Genomic DNA, 22850 nt, shown 5'->3' with positions numbered 1-22850 from the left:
TAGCCCAGGGTTACGTTAGTAAAAAGAATTAAACTTAATAAAAATACCACAATCGTTTGTATGCACTACGTGAACGCCTTGCGGGCGCATCCAAATACTTTCTTCCTTGAGCTAAGTGGGTTTAAAACCCCAACTAATTGACCTTCTTCCTTCTTTATTTATGATATTTTGTCTCTATTTATCTAAATATTTAGTAATATTTTTCAGAGATATAAGATTAATATTTGATTTATCTGCAGCATTAAATTAGATTTGTCTTTCAATGGCTAAATTTGTATACACTTGCATTTGTTTGGAGATAGATAATTTACCCTCTTGAGTTTTTAGTTTATTGTGTAGGTCACTATCTTTTCCTTTTTGTTTAATTCATGTCTAATTTTTACAACTAGATGGAGATTATATTTTATCTATAGTTAACATAAAGTAAGTAAATAAACAGCTGTTCTATATTAGGATAATAAATTAAAATTCTATTCTTTATTTATTGGTGATAATTCAAACACTGACGAGTTATTTTAACAAAAACAAACGTAAAAAAACAAACTTGCACTGATAATACATTCTACCTTTGGGACGAAAGTAAGATTTGTGCAAAATTAATGATAGTAGGGATGTAAAAATGCAAAACTTAGTAAGTTTAAAGTTTGGTGATGGTTGTTTTGAACGAGGTTTTAGTAACAATATTAACATTGTAAAGATAATTAGTAGTAATAGCGAATCTACCACACGACAAATTCAACTCCCTCCAGCACCTGAAATCCCTGTATCATATCAAAAATGGAAAAACAGCTACACCAGCTTAGTTAATCCTGTGAGAATGGGTTTTAAGCTTAAGCAAACTACTAACTTTTCCTGGTTTGACGAATATCAAGAATGCGATCAACTTGCCGAAGATTTACGTTTTCAATTAAATGATTGGCTTTCAAATCTAAAATTACAATTAAAATCATTAATTGAATTAAATTTCGATTCAGAAACTATACTTAATATCAATACTCAGGATATTACATCTCAATTAACCAAGGATATTTTGCATCGGTTACCCTGGCGAGAATGGGACTATTTTCCAGGCAATTACTGTGTAGAAGTTGCTTTATATTTAAATGAATCAGAACATAAAATTACAAGCCAGAAACATGAGGAAGTATTTAGAAGAGTTAGGATTACCAGCATTTTTGGTGATGGTCGCAATATAGATATCGATACCGATAAAAAACTAATTGAAAAGTTAAAGCCACGGGGAGCAGAATTAATTTTGCTCTCACAACCAAAACGTCCAGAATTAATTCAGCTATGGGATGAACCCTGCGATATTCTATTTTATAGTGGCCATAGTCAAACGGATCGAAAAAATCAGGTAGCTTCTATTGAAATTAATCAGCGAGAAAATTTAAGTATTGCAGAAATTAGGAATACTTTCCGTGAAGCGATCAGTCCTACGGGTGCATCGAATACCAAAGGTTTGAAATTAGCAATTTTCAATTCTTGCGATGGACTTGGTTTAGCCGAACAACTGTCAGATTTGAAATTACCTTACATTATTGTTTGGCGGGAAGCCGTTCCAGATAAAATTGCTCAATATTTTCTCGAGTATTTTCTGGTTTCTTTTGCTCGGGGTAAGTCTTTATTTGCTTCCATGCGAGATGCAAGGATCAAACTCCAAGAACTTAAAGATATTGAAGATACTAAAAACCAACTTCCAGGAGTAAACTGGTTACCGATTATCTGTCAAAATACTACAGAACCACCACCGACCTGGGAAGATTTGGGTGGACTTACCGGTAAACTTCCCGATTCTCCCTATAAGGGTCTATCTGCTTTTCGAGAAGAAGATGCAGGATTATTCTTTGGTAGAGATCGGTTTATCGCAGATTTAGTTAAAGCTGTGTTGAATAAACCTTTAGTTCCTGTAGTTGGGGCTTCTGGAAGTGGTAAATCTTCTGTTGTGTTTGCGGGTTTAGTCCCTCAGTTGAAAAATAACCATCGAGTGAAGATTGTATCTTTTCGCCCGGGGAAAAATCCTTTTGATGCACTAGCTGTAGCTCTGAGCGCCCACTATAAATCCCAAGAGCCAGAACATAGTAAAGAGGAGGACACCACCACAGGAAACAGTTATAGGTTAAAGGAATTGGCATTGGAAATCGATCTGCATGACGATGAGAAAAAATTACGCAAAATTGTGGAAAACATCGTCAATTCTAGTACCTCCAGCCCATTGGAACGCTTAGTATTAATTGCCGATCAATTTGAAGAAATATATACTTTGGCTGCACAAGAACAGCGTCAAAAGTTTTTAAATACATTACTTTATGCAATTAAATTTACTCCAGGTTTTACTTTAGTGTTCACCCTCAGGGCTGATTTCATGGGGAAAGTACTGGATTATCAACCAATGGGTGAAAATTTGCAGACATACCCACCAATGTTACTTACCCCCATGAAACCTTCTGAATTGCGGGTAGCAATAGAAAAACCGGCAGAAAAAATGAAGGTAGAATTAGAACAAGGGTTAACTAGTAAGTTAATTGACGATCTAGGAAAGCAGCCAGGGCGTTTACCTTTGTTGGAGTTCACCCTGACGCAACTTTGGCAAAAACCAAATAAATGGTATCTTACTCATCGCGCTTATGGGGAAATTGGTGGTTTAGATAAAGCCCTAGCCAAATATGCAGATTCAGTATTACAGCCCCTATCTGTTGCAGAAAAACAACAAGCCGAACGGATATTTATTCAATTGCTACGTCCTGGGGAGGGTACGGAAGATACCAAACGGATGGCGACTCGTGCAGAAGTAGGAGAAAATAACTGGAATCTAGTCAAATGCTTAGCTGATCGCCGTTTAGTAGTAACTGGATGGGATAAAACAAATCAAGTTGAAACCGTAGAAATTATCCATGAAGCCTTGATTCGGGAGTGGGGGACCTTACGGGATTGGATCGAACGCAACCGTGAGTTTCGAATTTGGCAAGAACGTTTGAAACCGGAAGTACGCCAATGGGAAAATAAAAAGTACGATCCAGAAGCCTTATTACAAGGTACTCGATTGGCGGTCGCTCAAGATTGGTTAAAACAACGTCCTGAGGAATTGACGTTAGTAGAGCAAGATTTTATCTGTGCTAGTGTCAGACAAAGAAATAAAGAACGACGCAAACACAAACGCGGACGACACCTGACTATTTCTGGATTGGTTAGTGGTTTGATGTTAGTTTCCACCTTTGCTGGTATCAGTGAAATTCGTAGGACTGATGCTGAAGTTGAGAAAATAAGCAGTATTGCGGAAAAGTTATTCACTCAGAATGACCACGAAGCAGCTTTAACGGAAGCAATCAAAGCAGGTAAATTACTCCAGCAAAATATCTTGAAACCGTGGATCCCCTCTGAAACCCGCATGCAGGTAATATCCACATTAAATCAAACCGTTTATGGGTATCAAATTAAAACCCTTAAGGGACACTTAAGGGATATTATTAGTGTTAACTTTTCATCTGATGGGAATTTAATTGCTTCTGGCTCTGGAGATTTCACCATCAAGCTTTGGAATCCGAATACGGGAGAAGAAATCAAAACTCTCTCTGGTCATAAAAGTGCGGTAATTGATGTTGCTTTTTCCCCAGACAGTAAAACAATTGTTTCTGGTTCTGCTGACAGTACAATTAAACTTTGGGATGTTGAAACCGGAGAAACGATCCAGACTTTTACCGGTCATTCATCAAGAGTTATTAGTGTTGCTTTCTCCCCAGACGGTAAAATTATTGCTTCGGGTTCTAGTGATGCTACTGTCAAGCTATGGGATGTGGATACAGGAGAAGAAATTAGAACCCTCACTGGTCATTTACATGAAGTTTATAGTGTTAATTTCTCAAGCGATGGTCAAAAACTAGCTTCGGGTTCGAGTGACAGCACGATAAAACTTTGGGATGTAGCCACAGGAAGAGAAATTAAAACCCTGGAAGGTCATAGGGGGGGAGTAATTGATGCCAACTTTTCTCCCAATGGTCAATTAATTGTTTCTGGTTCGAGCGATCGCACAATCAAAGTTTGGGAAGTTGATACCGGTACAGTAATTCAAACCCTTAAACATCATAGGGGTGCAATTAATAGCGTTAGCTTTTCACCTGATGGTAAGACCATTGCTTCTGGTTCCAATGACTATACTCTCAAACTGTGGGATACTAAAAATTGGGAAAATATTAGGACTTTTAAAGGACATTCCAATCGAGTCAGAAGCACCAGTTTTTCCCCCGATGGTAAAACTATTGCCTCTGGTTCCATTGACGGTACAATCAGGATTTGGAATACTATTGACAATAATATTCTTAAAAAAAGAAAAAAATTTAAAAAACATGAATATGAAGTTATTAGTGTCAGTTTTTCTCCCATCAACATTTCAACACCACAGGGATTAGCTCAAGGTATTGCGTCCGGTTCTCGTGCAGGGATGCTGAAAATTTGGAACCGGAACACAGGAGAAGAAATTCATACCCTCAAAGGTCATTCCGGTGAAATTAGAGGTTTTAGCTTATCTCCCGTCGATGTAGAAACTTCCCAAGGATTGGGAAAAATAGTTGCTTCTGGAACAGAACAGGGCATAATTAAAATCTGGGAAATGATTACGGGGAAAGAAATTCGGACTCTAAAAGCCCATGACCGCCCCATTAGAGAAATTAGATTTTCCCCCAATGGGAAAATTATTGCCTCAATTTCTGACGAAAATATCATAAAAATTTGGGACACCGATACAGGAAAACAAATTCAAACCCTGAAAGGACATTCAGGAGAAGTAAGCAGCATTAGCTTTTCCCCCAACAGCAAAATAATTGCTTCCGGTTCTGTTGACCAAACTATTAAACTCTGGAACCCTAACACAGGCGAAGTAATTAAAACTTTGACTGGAGATTCTCACCGAATTGGTAGTGTCAGTTTTTCCCCCAATGGGAAAATTGTTGCTTCGGGTTCACAAAATGGCACAATCCAACTGTGGGATCCCAATACGGGAAGAAATATCAGAACGATTAAAAGACATTCTCACCCAGTTACCAGCCTCAGTTTTTCCCCCAACGGTAAAATCCTCGCCTCTGGTTCGACAGATAATAACATTAAGCTTTGGAATTCGAACACAGGAGAAAACATTCAAATTCTTGGGGGACATTCTCGTTCAGTTACTACCCTTAGTTTTTCCCCAGACAGTAAAACCATAGTTTCTGGGTCCAAGGATAAAACAGTAAAATTATGGGATACCTCCACAGGAAAGCAGATACGAAGTCTTAGAGGACACCATAGAACAATTACCAGTGTTAATTTCTCATCTGACGGAAAAAATATTATATCTGCCTCCCGTGATGGTAGCGTCAAACTGCGGGATGTTGAAAGTGGGGGAAGAAAAGAAAACATCAAGCTTCATTCCAGTTCCATCAATGATATTGATTACTCCAGCGACGGAAAAATAATTGCTTCTGCATCTTGCGATCGCACCGTGAGGCTATGGAATAGTTCTACAGGTAAAGAAATTAGAACCTTAAAACATGCTAGCGGAGTAAATACTGTTAACTTTTCCCCCAACGGAAAAATGATTGCTTCTGGTACAGATGATGGTAGCGTAACGATATGGAATAGGGATGGAACCATCAAAATATGGAATCTTTTAATTCCGGAACAAATTAAGAACGATAAAAGTCAAGCTACAAGGGTAAGAACACTAGAATTTTCCCCAGACAGTGAGACTATCGCATTTAATTCTAATGAAAATACCATTAGAGTTTGGAATCTTTCCACTAGAAGGGAAATTCATATCCTCAAAGGACATTCAGGGGAAGTTAGAAGTCTTAGCTTTTCCCCCGACGGTAAAATCTTAGCCTCTGGAGCGGTTGATAACACAATAAAACTTTGGGACACCCACACAGGTAAAGAAATTAAAACCCTCAGAGGACATTCCGACAAGGTAATCAGCGTCAGCTTTTCCCCAGATGGTAATATTATTGCCTCTGGATCTGCTGACCGTAAGTTGCGACTGTGGGATGCAAAGACCGGTCGGGAAATCAAAGCCCTAAAAGGAAATGACAGTTGGGTTCGTAGCGTCAGCTTCTCTCCCGACGGCAAAACAATTGTTTCTTCATCAAGTCACGGTAAAGTGATGCTATGGAACTTCGATCTAGTAGATTTGATTGACGAAGGATGTAACTTAATACGTGGGTATCTGCGAAACAATCCTGATGTCAATGAGAACGAGCGATATTTATGTGGTGAAGTTAACTTTTACCGCTAAATTATGCGCAATACTTACAGTACGCTTACGCTAGGTCGCGCCCCGCTTTGCTAACAGTAATCAGGAGTCAGGAGTAGAACACTCTTTGAACCCACTCGATCTCTACCTTTGGGGCTTAACTTTACCTCACTTATTTGCGATCTACTACAGCTTTTGATTGGGATCGGTCATGCGTTACCACCAATTATCCATTACCAATCCTTACAAATTAATATAATTGACTTAAAAGTAATTGTTACAACACAAATTGCTCGACTATAGCCAGTTCTTCATAACTAATTTCAACTTTGAATTGTTTCCCTGGAGATTCATTAAACTCTAGTTGAATAAAATTATCAGAACTTCTTGCAATTACTTCTTCAGTGTCTGAGTTTTCAGTATCTGGGTTAAGTATGACTTTGAGCTTCAAGTTTTGTGGGAGATATTGCTGCACCTCATCAGGACAAACCTGTACGATTACATCTTTCTCATCTTTAAGTTCATCATCAGGTTTTACGCGAATCACTAAAGCGACTTTTTTATTTTTTAATTTCAGCCCTAAATCGTATTTTTTACTCCCTGTTATTTCAAGATTTTGAGTACTTTTGAATTTACTTCGAGCAGGTCCCCAAGATAAAGATTTACGTTCCTCCCAATATAAACTAGGAGGGTAAAAATCCTCTAAAGATTGCCAACCTTCATCAAAAATTCCGCCCAACCATTTACCAATATCAACCAAAGACTTGATTTTCTTGTTTGTGGCATCTATTATACTATGCCCATACCCCGGTAAAGGAATCGCATTTACTTTCAAAAACCGGGTATATAGCAACAGATTATTTACCTCCGGATCGAAGCAAGAGAGGGGTACACTGAAATCTTTACCATAATTTACTCCCTCTAATTCTCCCTGGAGCGATTGATGGTATTTTGCAATTTCGTCGTAACGTATAAATCCATGAACTATTAGTTCTTCTTGTTCCTCTAAAACTTCAATTAACACATAAAATTGTGAAGCTAGATTAACTTCTTGAATTGATTCATGAGCTATCTTCAAAGACTCATGCTTTAATTCATAAACAACGATTAAACATAATTTAAAAGCACCGACTTGTAGGTGATAAATAGTATTACTGCTAGTTGTACATTCAGGTTGTAATACTGAGCATTTATCTGAATTTATTTTTACATTTGGAATTTGCCCTTGTAACCATTCAGCAAAGCCTAATAAGGCTAATGCATTTAAATAAGTTTGCCATCGACATCGTTCGTCATTAACTTCCTGACTTATTTCTCTCGCTTTCTCAAAATCCTCTGGTTCTAAACCAATAATTTTTAGTCGCGATGCTAGTTTTCTGGGAATTGGTAACGATGATTTTATCATATTCCTTTCCTTATTTCTCATATACAGTAAATGAATCTTCTTTGGTGGTTAATAATATTAATTAATTGATTATCAATTAATATCTGGAATTGTCGAGATACTGTCGTAACAATTGGGCAAATAAACTATTTCTACTTTGGTTTTTAGGGGTAAAAATTTCAGAAAATGCTTCTTCAAAAGCGAGATCGTAGATAAAACCTCTAATTGCCTCAGCCACCTCCTTAAGATAATCTGGGTCTTGGGATACCAATTGTAAACGCGAATCTATCTGTTGTTGGATAATTTTATTCATAAAAATTTCCTCACTTAAATATTGAATATCAGTCAAAAGTTCTCTTAAATTAAAAATTCTGCGGGCTTTATGCCATTCAATACCCCATAATTTTGCAATTTCACCTAAGTTGCGAGGATTTTTTTCTTGGTAATATAGCCGTAGTCCTTCCGGGAATTTTTCTGCAAAATAGGCGTATTTTTTTCTTTTTGCTAAAGATAATTTTTTCTGCTCAATTTTTTGGGCGATTGCTTGAGATAAAACTTCTATAGCTAAGTCAGAACAGAGATTTTGCAAATCCTGATATTCCATTTTTTCAGGATCGTTACTATAAGAAGGTGGTAAATTTGGGTTGGGTATATAATTACTTGGATTAAGCATAAAATTATTACCCGAATACTCAGGTATTTCCGTTGATTCTGTTCTCGGACTTCCTGTTTCTTTGGAAAGCTTATCTTGACGTAAAATATCCGCGATTCTTCTGAGATTATAAATAAGTATTTGGGTAGAAAAAACAAGATCCTGACGACCCAGTAAATGGATCATTTCCTGCAATTGTTTTGTTGTCGGTTCTGAAGATAATCCTTGCTTTCCCGAGTTTAGTCTGTCGCGACGATAAACAGCATGAAAAACTTCTACAATCTTGCGATCGCTAACCTCTAAAAGAGGCTCAAGGGTCTTAGGAATATCCCTACATAGTAATGCCCAATCACTAGGAGTACGATATCCAAAACTCCACAGATATTTCTTCAATTCAAGACACTGGGGAGTCCGTCTCATTACCCAATTATCTAGCTTTTGACTTTTGCTCAGTTCGGGATTATATGTTCGAATAATCTCAACACTAAAAAACCTTCCTTCCTTTTCCAGTAAGCGAGATTCCCCATTAGCACCTAACATGATTTGATTTTTCCCATCTCTGTCCAAAACGATGAGGGTCTTACCATCATCGTTGAGGACGAATGGGAGTAAATCGACGTACGTAAACGGTCTTTCATTTCCGGGCTTATAAGCTGCGATTTTACGACAAGCAATTAAGATATTCTGGGATATATAGCACCTGAGACATAATCCGGCTAAAGCGCGCTCTCTAATAGTCTCGCCATGATAGAAAATTTGCCACAAAATCCTTTGGACATATCTTTCATCTTCACTAGGAAGATTTTCTAAGACAGCTAAGTCCGGAAACTGAACTTTAAAGAATTCTTCTGCTAAATTTAGCTTGACATCTTTATAACCACCTCTCACTCTACTTTTTTCATACATTGGAGGGCTAATGACGCAAATATTCCAATATCTTGATGTGGTAACCATAGTTCCTTGAGCTAGCATCTTATTATTTTGTGTGTTCTCAATAAATTTTTTTTTAACAAGAACACAACTTGTAATGTATAAACTGGGTAAGTTAGACAATTTATGAAACATGGTAGCCACAAGAAAGCCGATTTTGTTACTGGCGTCTTTTTACTAAGATTTTGAACCCATGTATCTGTATAGGTGCATTTTTGACGACCCATACATTTTTTTATGCTTTCCTACATAGATTGCGCAACTAGGATATTAAATTAAACTATATTTTTTGAATTTCTTCTTAGCGATCGAGGTGATTTCCCACAAAAACGCCTCCTTCTCTTCCCACACTCCCCCTTTCACTCAATTGGGTAACTTCTTATAGGAATAAGACTAATTTCTTGGACTGAAACTAAGATTTTCTGTTGATTAGCAAATATGGGCTAACCATACTTTTCATTCTGTTTGGGGAAACATGAAGGAAGAAGCAAGTAGGCGTGGTATTAGTGTTAGCGAGTTAATAGAAGAATTTGGAAGAAATATAAAGCTGTCCGCTTAAGGACGGGGCTTGTATCCCATTATTTTCGGTCATATGGTTGATACCTAGTAAAGACTTTACTAGTATTAATTCCGGTTTTGGGTATCAATGTCAGAATGACTAAAAAGTTGAATATATAACTAAAACAATCTTTCTCATCTACTATACTTGCCAAATACTCCATAAATTAGCATAAGAAAGGAGGTGAACACCCAAGTTAACAATCGATTTTTTAAGTAATTTAGCCTTTTACAACAAAAAATCGATATTGCAGCATTAAAAGCTAGAAATTATCAATACTGCTAAATTCCATAGGAATTTTTAATTTACCAGGTTCTTGGCAGAAAAAATTGATAATAATTATCAATAGAGTTTCAGGGGGTAAGACGAATTTAGAAGGATAATATTTTTTGAGTGAGCGTTCTATTCACTCTAATTGTTGCACCATTAGGCATTTTTACTCAAAAGCTTTGGATATATAAAAGACCCAGGATCGGTAAATAATTGAAAATTTTTACTATCAACTTTGAAAAGTATAACCTACGTACAAATTAAACCAAGAATCATTCGCGATACAGTTGACAAAAACTAGCATTAAATAATATCACTTAAATAAATGCTGTTTTGTAACCCTAATAAAAGCAGCCAGTGATAATAAGGCACAAATAGATGATGAAGTGGATAAACAGCCACAACGTTAATTGAGAAAAATATCTAATTTATGAAAGATTTAGTTATGATGGTAATAGAAACTTGGGCTCATTATTTTGGTGTTGCCCCTTCAAATCTCCACATTACTTTTTTGAGTTTAACGTATTTTCTCTTTTTAAAGAAAATTAGCGTTAGCACTTGGAAGATAAGGGTTATACCGAAAGGACGAAAATTCAGATACCCCAAGTATTGGGTTGACCGATTGTCAAAAGGCTGTTATGCACAAACCCAATAAATTTTCTGTCAAGCATCTATTGAAGCAAATAATCTGCTTTATCAAAAGAACATTTTATGAGTATTATTTCAAAAAAAAACCTAATACTAATTATTTAGAAAAATTGTATTTAAATAACCTTCTATCCTTTTCCCTAAAAGTATGCAGGAGGAACGCTTATTGGTAGTGAATTTTTTAAGTAATTTTGGTCAATAAATTATGTAATTCTACCCTATTTGCCTGAAGTTAATTACATAATCTAAGGATACTATAATTAGTCAGATTTGTAGTGAATTTTTAATTTTTTGTTTGTTTAGACATAACTTATTCAATTTCAAAGGGTAAAAATGAGCAATTTCTTTTGTGCTGATAATTCACGAAAACAAGGAGAAGAACTGATTGGAACTGCAACCAATAATCAAACTTATATTTTGATTGAATGTCCTCAGCCTTGGATGTCATCAGCTTTTCATTCTAAATGGGTACCTGAGAATTTAAGTGTTTTAGTTAAAGAATGTAAGAAAGCCGAACTACCAATTCGATTTTTGCTGATTGCTAATAATATATCCCATAAAGTAGATTCTACTACGCTTTTAATTTATGAAAGTAATAAAGGTTTAGGGAACGGTTACAGCAAACGAGAATTTAAATTAGAAAATATTGAGCAAGCGGCAACAACCATAAAAAAATGGTTAAAGGGAAAACCTTCCAGATATGAAGTAAGTACGGATATCACCCGAGATTTTCTCATTTGTACTCATGGTAGCCATGACAAATGTTGTGCGAGGTATGGTGGTCGATTTTACTTCCATGCATCGAATAAAATTACCGAAATGGGCTTGAAAAATGTGAGAATTTGGAAATCAAGCCATTTTGGAGGACATAGGTTTGCACCAACTATGATAGATCTACCCGATGGTAGATACTATGGCAAACTTGACTTAAATTCATTTCAATCTATTTTGACCCGTAGTGGCGAGATTGAAAATTTAATTAAAGTTTATCGAGGTTGGGGATTTTTGCCAAGACCAATTCAAGTTTTAGAAAGAGAATTAATGCTTGTTCATGGGTGGGACTGGTTCAATTACAAAGTTGAAGCTAAAATCTTAAAAGAAAGTCCCGATGGTTGTATTTTCCAAGCTAGACTAAGTTTTGAAAAGCCAGATGAATCCCTACATACTTTTAAAGCAAAGTTGGTAAAAGATGATTTCAAAAGTATAACTTTACAAGCCGCTTGTAATGCAACAGAAAAAATTACTTGTGCCAAATATAGCGTCGCAAGTCTAACATTAACTTCAAGTCAATCAGCCACTTGTGTTGCATAATATTTTCTTGGGAGTAAAGGGAAGTATTCCAATTTTGTAGCACAGGATAATATCCGTAGGTGCTATCACAACTTTATAAAATTCATTGCTTTAAAAAACGATTACGCACGCGAACAAATGGAATATAAAAATATAGTTGATAAACTTATAGCTAGATTATAAGTAAATCAAATCCTATAACCGTAAGATTAATTATCCATTTTTATGGATAATTTTTTTGGCTTCTGAACCGAAAGCTGACAAATATTTTATCCCTTCTTACTGGTAAGCAGTCGCTAATTTGTGACTACAGAGAGATTGCAGAATCAATCGTAAAAGTATAAATTCTCAAAGTGAGATACCCAATCTCACTAGGTAGTAAATCGAGGTTAAAACAATGGCAGATCTCTCACAACAAAAATGTGTTGCTTGTTCGGGAAATAGTTCCAAGTTAAATGACGAAGAAATAAAACAATATCAAGCACAAGTAACAGATTGGGAAATAAAAGAACAAGATGGAGAAAAACGTTTAGAAAAGTGCTATAAGTTTTCTAATTTTATGAAAGCTTTGGCTTTTACTCAAAAAGTTGGTGAGGAAGCAGAAAATCAAGGACATCACCCAGCTTTACTGACTGAGTGGGGTAAAGTCACAGTAACTTGGTGGACCCATGATATTGGTGGTCTCCATCAAAATGATTTTGTGATGGCTGCAAAAACAGATAAAATTTCTGAACAATTGGTTAAATAGTCATTGGTAATTGGTAATTGGTAATTGGTCATTGATTGTTGATCGAAGAAATAAACCCAGAACTCCAGAGACTGGGTTCTCATGAGATATCAAGAGAAGAAAGATTTTTGACTTTTGAATTCTTACTTCTTAATTCTTACTTCTTAATTCTTACTTTTAATCGCTTGCCATTTTTCTCGGGAAATTCCGTAAATTCTGACTTTATTGCCTAATATTTCTGTGTTTCCTTCCAATTTTTCCCCTAGTCTTAGAGCTAAGCGTTGAGAAGCCAGATTTTCAGGAAGAATTAAACTGATAACTCGAGGCTGATGCAAACTTGTAAAAGCATAGTCCATTACAACTCGAGCGGCTTCTGTGGCAAAACCTTTACCCCAATAAGCTTTACGTAGCATCCAACCAACTTCAAAATCAACCCAGCCTTCGGGATTCCAACAACCAATCCTACCGATCATTTCTCCGGTTTGACGTTCTTCTACAGCCCACAAACCATAACCCCGTAGGTACCAATGACCAATAATCATTGCCATATTGCGCCAAGCTTCCGCTCGAGATAGAGTTATTCCTGTACCGATATAACGCATCACATCGGAGTCATTGCACATCTCGGTGTATGGATCGAGATCTTTTTCTTGAAAACCGCGCAATATTAATCGTTTGGTTTCTATTCGGGGAATATTCATTTCAGATTCGGTTCATAGCTGCTATCAGCTTTTCATATGCAGTTAACAGCTGCAACTATCTCTAGGGTAGACAGTACTCATTTACTTAGGATTTACCCTAGAGCACTAGAGCGTAACTACGAACCGGCAGAATAAATCAAAAATAAATTATGCTGTTACGCTCATTTCAGCTTCCTCGACCGCTGTTACTACTGGCGCTGGAATTTTTGCTAAAATACCTTTCTTAAGAGGTTCAGACCTCTGTGCCCAAGGTAACAAACCTTCTGTATGAGCGTAATATTTGCTAGCACATTCAAACACTCCTGCAACTTCTTGTTCTGATAGCTCAGAGGAAAGGTCACCGAAAAGATATGTTGACTTCCCTGGAAAAGCAAAAGAAATTGTACAGGAGCGGTTACATGCACTCATGCATTTAACTGGTGCGATCGCAAAGCTTCCTTTTAGTTCCCAGTTTTGATGTTCTCGTTGCAATTGCTGAAATAATTTTTCGCCACCACTTTCACCGATGCGTTTTCCATCTTCCCATACACTGGCGCAGGTGGTGCAGACAAACATAGTATGTTGGGCTTCCATCTATACCTCGTAGACTGTAGCTAAGTTATGTTTTTGTTGGCGGGCATTCTGACTCAGAGATTTTGATCTAGAGATTAAATGAAACAAGATTTCATTTAACTGACCTCATCACAGCTGCGGGACAGTGTTGGAATTACACCAAACTTTCCCCGTTACCTCTAATGGCTAATTTCCATTAGAACCAACATTATTTGTTTAAGGTAACATAAAGATGATTGAAGTTATCAAATTATTAATAGGAATTTCTGACGATAATAATTTTAGACTCTTCAATAGTTGCAACAAAATAAAAAACTAATTCCTATAATAAAGATATTTATTCACAATCTTTTATTGACAACATATAGGACTCATATTTGATTTTTGTTGGCGTAGCCTGCGCTTCGCGCTTAAAAGTAATACCTACAGTACGCAATAACTGCAGAGGCGATTCAAGATGTGATGATTCCTTGGTTGCTGCTTCTTACTTTCTTGAGTATCGGTTATGTACCAAAAGAAGGTTTTCCAGAATGGCTTCAGGGCTTTGTAGAATTTAATCCGGTTTCTTCTGCAGTTCAGGCGCTTCGTACTCTTTCCTCTGGTGGTCGGTGACAGTTGAACTCTTGAAAGCTTTGCTATGGAGTTTTTTACTGACTGCTGTGTTCAGTACCCTTGCAATAAAAGCCTATCAAAGCGATCTATAAAACAATTCTACAAGTTGTGCTTTCTTATGTTATTTTGTAGCAAAATAATAATTAAACTTCTTAGGGATATTTGTAAATAGATGAAAGGTAATTATAATTAAACACTACCCTTCATCTACTGTCTGATATTGTCTGAGTTAAGACTTATAGAAATTAAGACTTACAGAATACCCCAGAAGTGGAGAAAACCTTGACCAGAGAATACTTCAATCAAAGCAGCAGCTAAAAAGCCTAGCATTGCCAAACGACCATTCCAAGTTTCAGCTTGGGGAGTAAAGCCCCAACGCCAAGCATTATTACCGGGTTCGGAAGTTGCGGTTTTGGTTGTATCTTGCATAATAGCGACTCCAAAGTGGAGAAAACATAATTTGTTAATTTACATTTCAGAGTATAGCGAATTTTTATTAATAAATGTAAATGAGTTTATATACTTATTAACTATAATTATGATTAAATTAACTGCGATCGCTACGCGCTGCGGTCGAAGTTTATCCATTTTTAGCTGATATCTATTGAAAAGCTTGTATAAAATGTATTTGCTTATGTTGCAAAAATATTTTGACCGGTTGACAAAATTCCAACAGCGATTATGAAACCACATAATGCTCCAATCCTTAGTGGCATTTTATCGAAGTCAAGGTTTAGCAAATTCATAAGTACATTCTTTCAAATTACCAACTTACTAAGTAATTAATATTTAGGTTTCACTACATGGAAATTACTACCTCATTTCTTTCATTAAGTTACATGGAAAATTCTTGAAATTGGAGATTTGGTAAATTTACAATCCAGGCAGATTTTTGATCGAGTTACACGCCTGTTTGTTGGAATTTTTTAAAACTATTTTAGTATTAAGACTTTATTAAACATGAATACTGGAAGGATTAAGCGTCGAGACATACTAATAGGAACAACGGCAACTATTGGTGTCATAGCATTTGACCCGGTAGAGAAATTATGGATTACTGACGTACAAGCCCAATCTACCAGTTCAATCACCATTCCTAATTTAGATGGTCAACTTTTACTCGACCCTGAATCTTTAGCTGCTGTAGCTGATGATTTCGGTCATATCATTAAAAAAACCCCCATGGCGGTATTACAACCAGGTTCTAAAAGGGATATTGCAAAAATAATTCGTTACGCCAACAGATTTGGAATCAAAGTTGCAATGCGAGGACAAGGACACACCACTTATGGTCAAGCTCAAGTTGATGCTGGTGTGGTCATTGACTCCAAAACCTTAAATAAGATTCATCACATTAGTTCCACACAAGTCATTGTGGAACCAGGTGTACTGATACTGGATCTTTTGAAGGCAACTTTAGCTCAAGGATTAACTCCTAAGGTGTTTCCTGATTACCTTGGACTATCTGTAGGAGGGCTTTTACAGGTTGGTGGTATTGGAGGGCATACACAAAAGTTTGGTTTGTTTGCCGACAACGTATTAGAAGTGCAAGCAATACTTGGCAAAGGTGTTTCAACTGTATCTTCCCTAAACAAAAAGCCTAGTTTATTTAATTCACTTATTGGAGGTCTAGGTCAATTTGGCATTATCACCCAAACAACTCTACCTCTAATTGGGGCTCCTACCCATGCCAGAGTTTATCAACTTTCTTATACAAGTCTGCAACAGTACATCGCAGACCAAAATCAAGCTGTCACAGATGGTCGATTTAACTATCTCGAAGGGCAAGTAATTGCAAACCCTTCATCTACAACAGGCTGGACCTATCTCTTAGAGGCTGCCAGTTACTATACCCCACCCCAAGCTCCCAGCGATTCATTGCTAGATGGCTTGAGTCCTGATGGTGGAACGACTATTGATGAATTTAGTTATTTCGACTGGCAAAATCGCCTAGCACCGCTTGTCGCTGCTTTACAAGAAAGTGGTGTTTGGCAGTTTCCTCATCCTTGGCTAGATCTTTTCATTCCTAATTCAAAAGTGGAATCTTATATTCACCAAGTGCTGCAAAATCTAAAATCCACAGATGTAAATGGACCAATTTTGTTGTATCCATTTCTGCGCAGTAAGTTAACCCGTCCCTTTATTAAAGTTCCGTCTGAGGAGATCATTTATCTTTTCAGTATTCTTCGCACTGCTCCATCCGATGATCCAAATACTGTTCAAGCAATGGTGGCTGCCAATCGCTCCTTATTTGAACAAGCACGAGACCAAGGAGGTAAGAGCTACCGCATTAGCGCATTTCCATTCAGCCCACAAGACTGGATAGAACACTTTGCTCGAAGCTGGAATAAATTTCGACGGCAAAAAGTATCCCTCGATCCCAAAAATATTCTGACTCCTGGTCAGGGAATTTTCAATCAATAAATGACACAAGAATCTTTCTGGTACAGCACTGATAATGAGAGGAATTGTGACTTATTTGTCGATGATAACTCTGGTGTACCTGCTCAAGAAAGTTATACCAATTCGATAAATCATTGCAACAGATTCTCCGGTAGAGACGTTGCAGAGCCTGCGGCGTCGGCGTTAGCCTCTGCAACGTCTCTACAGAAATCTATCTGTCTCATTATTTTTCCAAATTGGTATTATGATTTGCTGGTTAAAGCCGAATCTCAAATGAAGAAGCTTTTTAATATCCCCACCCGAATTAATTTAGTAAACGGATGGGGAGGATGTGAAGCTCAAAAATGTAATTTGGAGAAATCTAATCTGGAAATATTTGTACAGCATTATCCGCGATCGCAAGTTCTACCGATGCACCTTCCGGTAAAACTGTATGGGTTAATGTCCGCGCGTGAATTTCTCTACCAGAAAGAGTTTCTAAGCAATAACGGTATTCCCGTCCCAAAAATCTTCGACTGCGAATATTTACCGAAGCATCTGGGGTTGCTTTCAAAATTAAATCTTCTTGACGAATCATTAATTCTCCTGTGTCTGCTACAGAATCTTGGATTTGACCTCTTTCTACAGGAAAAGAACCAATTTCTGTTTCCCAAAGTTCGCCTTTACGGGTAGCGGGTAGAAAATTTGCTTGGGTAACGAACTCTGCAACAAATCGTGATGCCGGACATGTATAAATTTCTTCCGGAGTACCAAGTTGTTCCAAGTTTCCTTGACGCATGACGCCAACAACATCAGAAATTGCAAGAGCTTCTTCTTGATCGTGAGTGACAAAAATTGCTGAAGTTCCTGCAGCTTTAAGAATGTCCCGGATTTCTTGTCGCAATCTTAATCTAACTTGGATATCAAGATTACATAAGGGTTCATCCAAAAGCATCAGCTTTGGTTGGGGTGCTAAAGCCCGAGCAAGGGCTACACGTTGCTGTTGTCCTCCAGAAAGTTCGTAGGGGTAACGTTCCTCTAAGTTTTTTAGGCTGACTAAATCTAAAACTTCCGTCACTCGCTTTTGTACTTGCTCCTTATTGAGATTTTTCAAACCAAAAGCAACATTTTGAGCAACAGTCAGATGGGGAAAAAGTGCATAATCTTGAAAAACGATCCCGATATCGCGTTTTTCTGGCGCAATCCAAGTATCAGAACTGCAAACTATTTGTCCGTCAATTTCTATTGTTCCGTCTTGGGATGCTTCCTCAAAACCACCAATCATTCGCAATAATGTTGTTTTACCACAACCAGAAGGACCTAGCAGTGCTAAAATATCGCCCTGTTGCAATGTTAAAGATACATCATTAACAGCAGGGATCGGATTTTCAGAAAATCTTTTGGTTATATTTTTTAACTCTAGAATTACTTTTTCCATGATTGGCGATTAGGAACTAAAGATTGGGGAGTAGAATAAAAATTGAAATTCCTTATTTTCTGCTTCCAAAATAATAATTTCCAAGATAGTTTTACACCTTTGCTTTACTTTTGACTTTCTCTTGAGATAGGACAACGAAAGTCGAAATCATTGATACCAATAATATTGTTAGGGATCCAGCAGCAGCATCAGCAAAGTCAACATTTTCCGTAGCTTTCCAAATTTCCATTGCTAGGGTATCAAAACCTATTGGTGCTAATAGCATGGTTGCAGGTAGTTCTTTCATTGCAGTTAAAAAGACCAATACTGCACCACTTAAAATACCTGGGCTAACTAGGGGAATCGTAACTTTTTTCAAAGTTTGCAAAGGTGAATTTCCCAAACTACGTGCTGCTTCTTCTACTTGGGGATTTACTTGCAACAAGGAAGTACGTACTCCTCCCACTGATTGTTGCAAAAACAACACCAAGTAAGCGAAGAGCAACATTGGTAAGGTTTGGTACAGTATGGGCAAGTAATTAGCACCGAAAAACACCAAAGACAAGGCAACTACAATGCCAGGGACCCCAAAAGATACATAGGTAGAACGTTCAATAATGGCGATAACTTTTGAGGGAAAGCGTATTGACAGTATGGCAATTGGTAGAGCAAACAGTGTGGTAATAATTGCAGCTAGTCCTGCTGCAGTAATTGAATTTAGGGCTGGTGAAAGCAGATCGATAAATTCATAATTTGTGCTTAATCCCTGAATCAACCAAAATGCAGTGATAATTATAGGTAGTAATACGCCCAAAAAAGTTATGATTCCACAAAAAATCAGGGCTGGTAATTTCCATTTTCCCAGTTTAACCATTTTCGCTGGACGCAAAGATGCTGAACCCCGGGTGTAGTAACCTGCACGGGAACGGGTGCGATTTTCCAGCCACAACATAAATAATACAATTGCAACCAATACTAAAGATAAAGCTGCTGCTGAGTCACGGTCAAAACTGGCTTGGTACTGGACAAAAATCGCTTGTGTAAAAGTATCAAACTGCATTAGGGATGGCGTCCCAAAGTCTCGCAAAGCATATAAAGCAACTAATAACCCCCCAGCAATTAAAGATGGGTTTAGTTGCGGTAATATTACTCGGAAGAAAGCTTGTCTGCTGTTATAACCCATACTACGAGCAGCTTCTTCCAATGAAGGGTCTAAACCTTGCAAAGCAGAACGTATGCTCAGTAACATGTATGGGTAGGTAAACAAAGTTAATGCTAACATTGTCCCCGGCCAACCATATATAGAAGGCAATTCTTCTACACCAAAAGGTTGTAGTAATAACTGCAGAAAACTTCCCCGGGGTGCAAAAGCAGCAATCAAGGCAAAACTACCCACATAGCTAGGAACAGCTAATGGTAATGTTGTCATTATTAACCAAAACCGCCGAGCAGGTAAGTCTGTCCGTACCGTTAAAAATGCCAAAGGTATCGAAATAATTGCAGATAATAATGCCACAATCGCCATCATGGTGACACTATTGACCAGAATCATTAAATTGCGGGGGCGAGTAATTAACTCCCATAAATCTTCCCCACCAATAAATGCCGTGCGGATCGTTAAATAGACTAGGGGTAGGGCGATGGCGGTCGCCACCACCACCGCCGCTATTGTGAGAAATAATGGGGGGCGAACCGCTTTTGACATTTAGATAACTCCTGCTTTTTGTAATAACTTCAAGGTTGCTTCGAGAGTGTGTAATTTGGTTAGGTTGATTCTTGGCGCTCTGAGTCGATACAAAGGTACTTGTCCTTTGGGAGATGCAATCCCTTTACGTAGGGGGTACTCTTTGGTTTTAGAAGAAAAGTATTGTTGAGATTTACGACTGAGTAGATAGTTGATAAATCTTTCCGCGTCTCTTCTTTGATCGGTAGTCCTCAGGACTGATACTCCAGCCACATTGATCATTGCACCTGGATCTCTGCGGGTATAGTGATGAGCAACAGGGAACTTAGGATTGGTTTTTTGGAACCGAGCTAAATAGTAATGGTTTACCAACCCGAGGTGAATTTCACCACGTCCTAATGCTTTAACAATAGGAGTATTTTTGGGGTATTTTTTGGTGCCATTAGCTTTCATAGCTTTGAGCCATTTTAATGTCTTTTTGTCGCCATACATTACTCGCATACCAGTTACAAATGACTGGAATGAAGCATTTGTAGGAGCCCAGCCGACTTTACCACGCCATTTGGGTTTAGTTAATTCCCAAATTGATTTTGGTAATTGGCTTTTTTTAACTAACTTAGTGTTGTAGTCAATAGTACGAGCACGTCCGGAAATTCCCATCCAGTTTCCTCTTGGGGAACGGAAACGAGCAGGTACTTTATTCAATTGTCGGAATGAGATAGGTAAAGTACGCCCTCTTCTTTCTATTGCACCTAAAGCTCCAGCATCTTGAGCGAAGAATAAATCTGCGCGGCTATTTCTACCTTCTTCCAAAAGCGCGATCGCTAACTGAGCTGTTTTACCGTAGCGTACTTTAATATCTAAATTTAAATCTTTTCTAGCCTGCTTAATTAACGGACCAATTAACTTCTCGCTTCTACCGGAATAAATTACCAAAGTTTTGCGACGTGCTTGAGCTGTTTCTGTACCCAAACCCCAACTAGCAAAACTCAAACCAGTTGCAACGGCTGCTAATCCAAGGGAAACAAACTTCCGTCTTATGTTTCTCATAGACTGCTGACTCCATTAAAAACTATATGTCTCAGGTAGTTAAATTGATTCGTAGAGATATCACATCCTAGGTCTCTACTTAGTTGATTCCAATACTTAATTGATATATTTTTCGGGTAAATTTCCCTTTGTTCATCAGGCTTGTATTGGACTCGACGGTAAATCAATTTCGGATACAAATAGAATTCAGGAGTTCAAAAAAGTCATCATCTAAATAGGCGCACAATTTTCCATCACAGCAAGTTTACTGTGCAAAAATTGCCTTAAACTTTACAGGGGTCAGACAAATAAAGGAATCACAAAAATTAAACAACTAATTATGCAAAACCATCATTTTTCACTTGCCCCTATAAAGAGGCTTACCAAGAAGATTTGCGTTAAAACTTATGCTTAACACACCCTATAAACATTAGATATTCTAATGAATATAATTGTCATTATAATACATCACTAATTACCCAATTAAACAACTCCAGCTTTTTGTAGCAGCTTCAAAGTTTCTTCTAAACTAGATAATTTAGTCAAATCAATCTCTGGAGGGTCAAGTTCTTTGAGGGATACTTGCAAAGTAGGTGCGTCTACTCCTTCACTTAAAGGATACTCATTGGTTTTGGAAGCAAAGTAGTTTTGTGCTTTTGAACTAACCATATAGTTGATAAATTTTTGCACATCTTCCTTTTGGTCGGTAGTCTTCATCATTGCTACCCCAGCAACGTTCACCATTGCACCTGCATCTTTATTGGTATAGTGGTGAGCTACCGGAAAATCAGGATTTTCTTTCTTGAAGCGGGGTAAATAATAGTGATTGACCAACCCCAAATGAACTTCACCTCTTCCCAAAGCTTTAACAATTGCTACATTATTGCCATACTTTTTCACATCATTGGCTTTCATCGCTTTAAGCCATTCTAATGTTTTTTCTTCACCTTCAATTGCCCGCATTGCAGTTACAAATGATTGAAAAGAACCATTAGTAGGTGCCCAAGCAACTTTACCACGCCATTTGGGTTGAGTTAAGTCCCAAATCGATTTTGGTAAATCACTTTCTTTGACCAATTTAGTATTGTAATCAACAGTACGAGCTCTTCCAGAAACCCCTAACCAATTTCCTTCCGGCGAACGAAAACGAGAATCTACTTGCTCTAGTATTTTCGACTCGATTGGTAGAGTTTTTTGGTTTTTTTCCAAAGCCCCTAAAGCACCAGCATCCTGTCCAAAAAAGACATCTGCACGACTATTATCACCTTCTTCTAAAAGTGCGATCGCCAGTTGAGAGGTTTTACCGTAACGTACTTCAATATTTAGATTTAAATCCTCTTTCGCTTGTTCAATTAAAGGACCAACCAGCTTTTTGTTTCTACCAGAATAAACAACGAGAGTTTTTGAATTCTCATTAACACCTTGCGAACATCCCCATATACCAACTCCGGTGACAACAGTCACTAACCCCAACAAAAAAAACTTTCGCATAATTAGCTACATCTCCAGTAAAACAATTAGCCTTATCCGGTCAATTTGTAGAGATTTTACATGCAGGATCTTCACACGCGCAAATTCTTAACTCTAGCCAATGTCCCAGTTAATTAGTCACCTTTGATAATCCCAAACAAGATATATATACTGTCACTCCCGGTCATCGTTACTCCAGATACCCCGAAGTTTTCGAGATTTTATCTTAGAGATTTCATATTTGAGATTTAGTTTCAAGTTCAACGCAATTACATTGCGCCTACTTGCTGTATACGTAGCATCTGATTTAGTAATCTGATTTA

14 protein-coding genes and 1 riboswitch are annotated in these 22850 nt (G+C 37.5%); of the genes, 5 read left to right on the top strand and 9 right to left on the bottom strand.

Features of this window, described 5'->3' with window-relative positions; translation table 11 throughout:
* The first annotated feature begins 619 nt into the window (after positions 1 to 619).
* Positions 620 to 6262 (top strand): nSTAND1 domain-containing NTPase, encoded by a 5643-nt coding sequence (locus tag BC008_RS26575; RefSeq protein WP_058182954.1) that lies wholly within the window; start codon positions 620 to 622, stop codon positions 6260 to 6262.
* A gap of 235 nt (positions 6263 to 6497) precedes the next feature.
* Here BC008_RS26575 and BC008_RS26570 read toward each other — a convergent pair whose 3' ends face one another.
* Positions 6498 to 7625, bottom strand: coding sequence for a DUF1822 family protein (locus BC008_RS26570; RefSeq protein ID WP_027843563.1), 1128 nt, complete (start codon positions 7623 to 7625; stop codon positions 6498 to 6500).
* A 76-nt stretch (positions 7626 to 7701) separates the two neighbouring features.
* The gene (locus BC008_RS26565; protein ID WP_153009499.1) at positions 7702 to 9210 is read right to left on the bottom strand and encodes a hypothetical protein; all 1509 of its coding nucleotides are present in this window, start codon (positions 9208 to 9210) and stop codon (positions 7702 to 7704) included.
* A 1786-nt stretch (positions 9211 to 10996) separates the two neighbouring features.
* Between BC008_RS26565 and BC008_RS26555 the strand changes: the two genes are divergently transcribed.
* Both BC008_RS26555 and BC008_RS26550 read left to right on the top strand, forming a co-directional pair.
* Positions 10997 to 11974, top strand: coding sequence for a sucrase ferredoxin (locus BC008_RS26555; protein WP_027843562.1), 978 nt, complete (start codon positions 10997 to 10999; stop codon positions 11972 to 11974).
* Between the two features lie 376 nt (positions 11975 to 12350).
* Complete coding sequence (locus BC008_RS26550) at positions 12351 to 12701, top strand: 4a-hydroxytetrahydrobiopterin dehydratase (protein WP_027843561.1); 351 nt, start codon at positions 12351 to 12353, stop codon at positions 12699 to 12701.
* A 143-nt stretch (positions 12702 to 12844) separates the two neighbouring features.
* On the opposite strand, the gene BC008_RS26545 is transcribed toward BC008_RS26550, so the two are convergent.
* Both BC008_RS26545 and BC008_RS26540 read right to left on the bottom strand, forming a co-directional pair.
* Positions 12845 to 13381 (bottom strand): GNAT family N-acetyltransferase, encoded by a 537-nt coding sequence (locus BC008_RS26545; protein ID WP_027843560.1) that lies wholly within the window; start codon positions 13379 to 13381, stop codon positions 12845 to 12847.
* 147 nt (positions 13382 to 13528) lie between these two features.
* Complete coding sequence (locus BC008_RS26540; RefSeq protein ID WP_027843559.1) at positions 13529 to 13954, bottom strand: DUF1636 domain-containing protein; 426 nt, start codon at positions 13952 to 13954, stop codon at positions 13529 to 13531.
* Positions 13955 to 13975: 21 nt separating this feature from the next.
* A riboswitch (cobalamin riboswitch) is annotated at positions 13976 to 14155 on the bottom strand.
* A 237-nt stretch (positions 14156 to 14392) separates the two neighbouring features.
* Here BC008_RS26540 and BC008_RS49700 point away from each other — a divergent pair.
* Entirely contained in the window at positions 14393 to 14545 is a 153-nt protein-coding gene (locus tag BC008_RS49700) for an ABC-2 transporter permease (RefSeq protein ID WP_161938058.1), read from the top strand.
* Between the two features lie 252 nt (positions 14546 to 14797).
* Here the strand turns inward: BC008_RS49700 and BC008_RS26535 are convergent, their stop codons facing one another.
* The gene (locus tag BC008_RS26535) at positions 14798 to 14974 is read right to left on the bottom strand and encodes a chlorophyll a/b-binding protein (RefSeq protein WP_027843558.1); all 177 of its coding nucleotides are present in this window, start codon (positions 14972 to 14974) and stop codon (positions 14798 to 14800) included.
* A gap of 531 nt (positions 14975 to 15505) precedes the next feature.
* Here BC008_RS26535 and BC008_RS26530 point away from each other — a divergent pair.
* A complete protein-coding gene (locus tag BC008_RS26530; RefSeq protein WP_027843557.1) occupies positions 15506 to 16969 on the top strand; it encodes an FAD-binding protein in 1464 nt (487 codons plus the stop codon).
* A gap of 340 nt (positions 16970 to 17309) precedes the next feature.
* Here the strand turns inward: BC008_RS26530 and BC008_RS26525 are convergent, their stop codons facing one another.
* From BC008_RS26525 to BC008_RS26510, 4 genes are all read right to left on the bottom strand, one after another.
* Complete coding sequence (locus BC008_RS26525) at positions 17310 to 18365, bottom strand: ABC transporter ATP-binding protein (protein ID WP_027846268.1); 1056 nt, start codon at positions 18363 to 18365, stop codon at positions 17310 to 17312.
* Between the two features lie 91 nt (positions 18366 to 18456).
* On the bottom strand, positions 18457 to 20049 hold the full coding sequence (locus BC008_RS26520; protein WP_027846269.1) for an ABC transporter permease: 1593 nt from the start codon (positions 20047 to 20049) through the stop codon (positions 18457 to 18459).
* Complete coding sequence (locus tag BC008_RS26515) at positions 20050 to 21078, bottom strand: iron ABC transporter substrate-binding protein (RefSeq protein ID WP_058182951.1); 1029 nt, start codon at positions 21076 to 21078, stop codon at positions 20050 to 20052.
* A 462-nt stretch (positions 21079 to 21540) separates the two neighbouring features.
* Positions 21541 to 22548 (bottom strand): iron ABC transporter substrate-binding protein, encoded by a 1008-nt coding sequence (locus BC008_RS26510; RefSeq protein ID WP_027846271.1) that lies wholly within the window; start codon positions 22546 to 22548, stop codon positions 21541 to 21543.
* Between the last annotated feature and the right edge of the window lie 302 nt (positions 22549 to 22850).

Origin of the sequence: Mastigocoleus testarum BC008, from assembly GCF_001456025.1 — a bacterium.
Taxonomy (GTDB): domain Bacteria; phylum Cyanobacteriota; class Cyanobacteriia; order Cyanobacteriales; family Nostocaceae; genus Mastigocoleus; species Mastigocoleus testarum.
The sequence above is the reverse complement of the archived record's forward strand: the minus strand, read 5'-3'. Positions and strand labels throughout refer to the sequence as shown.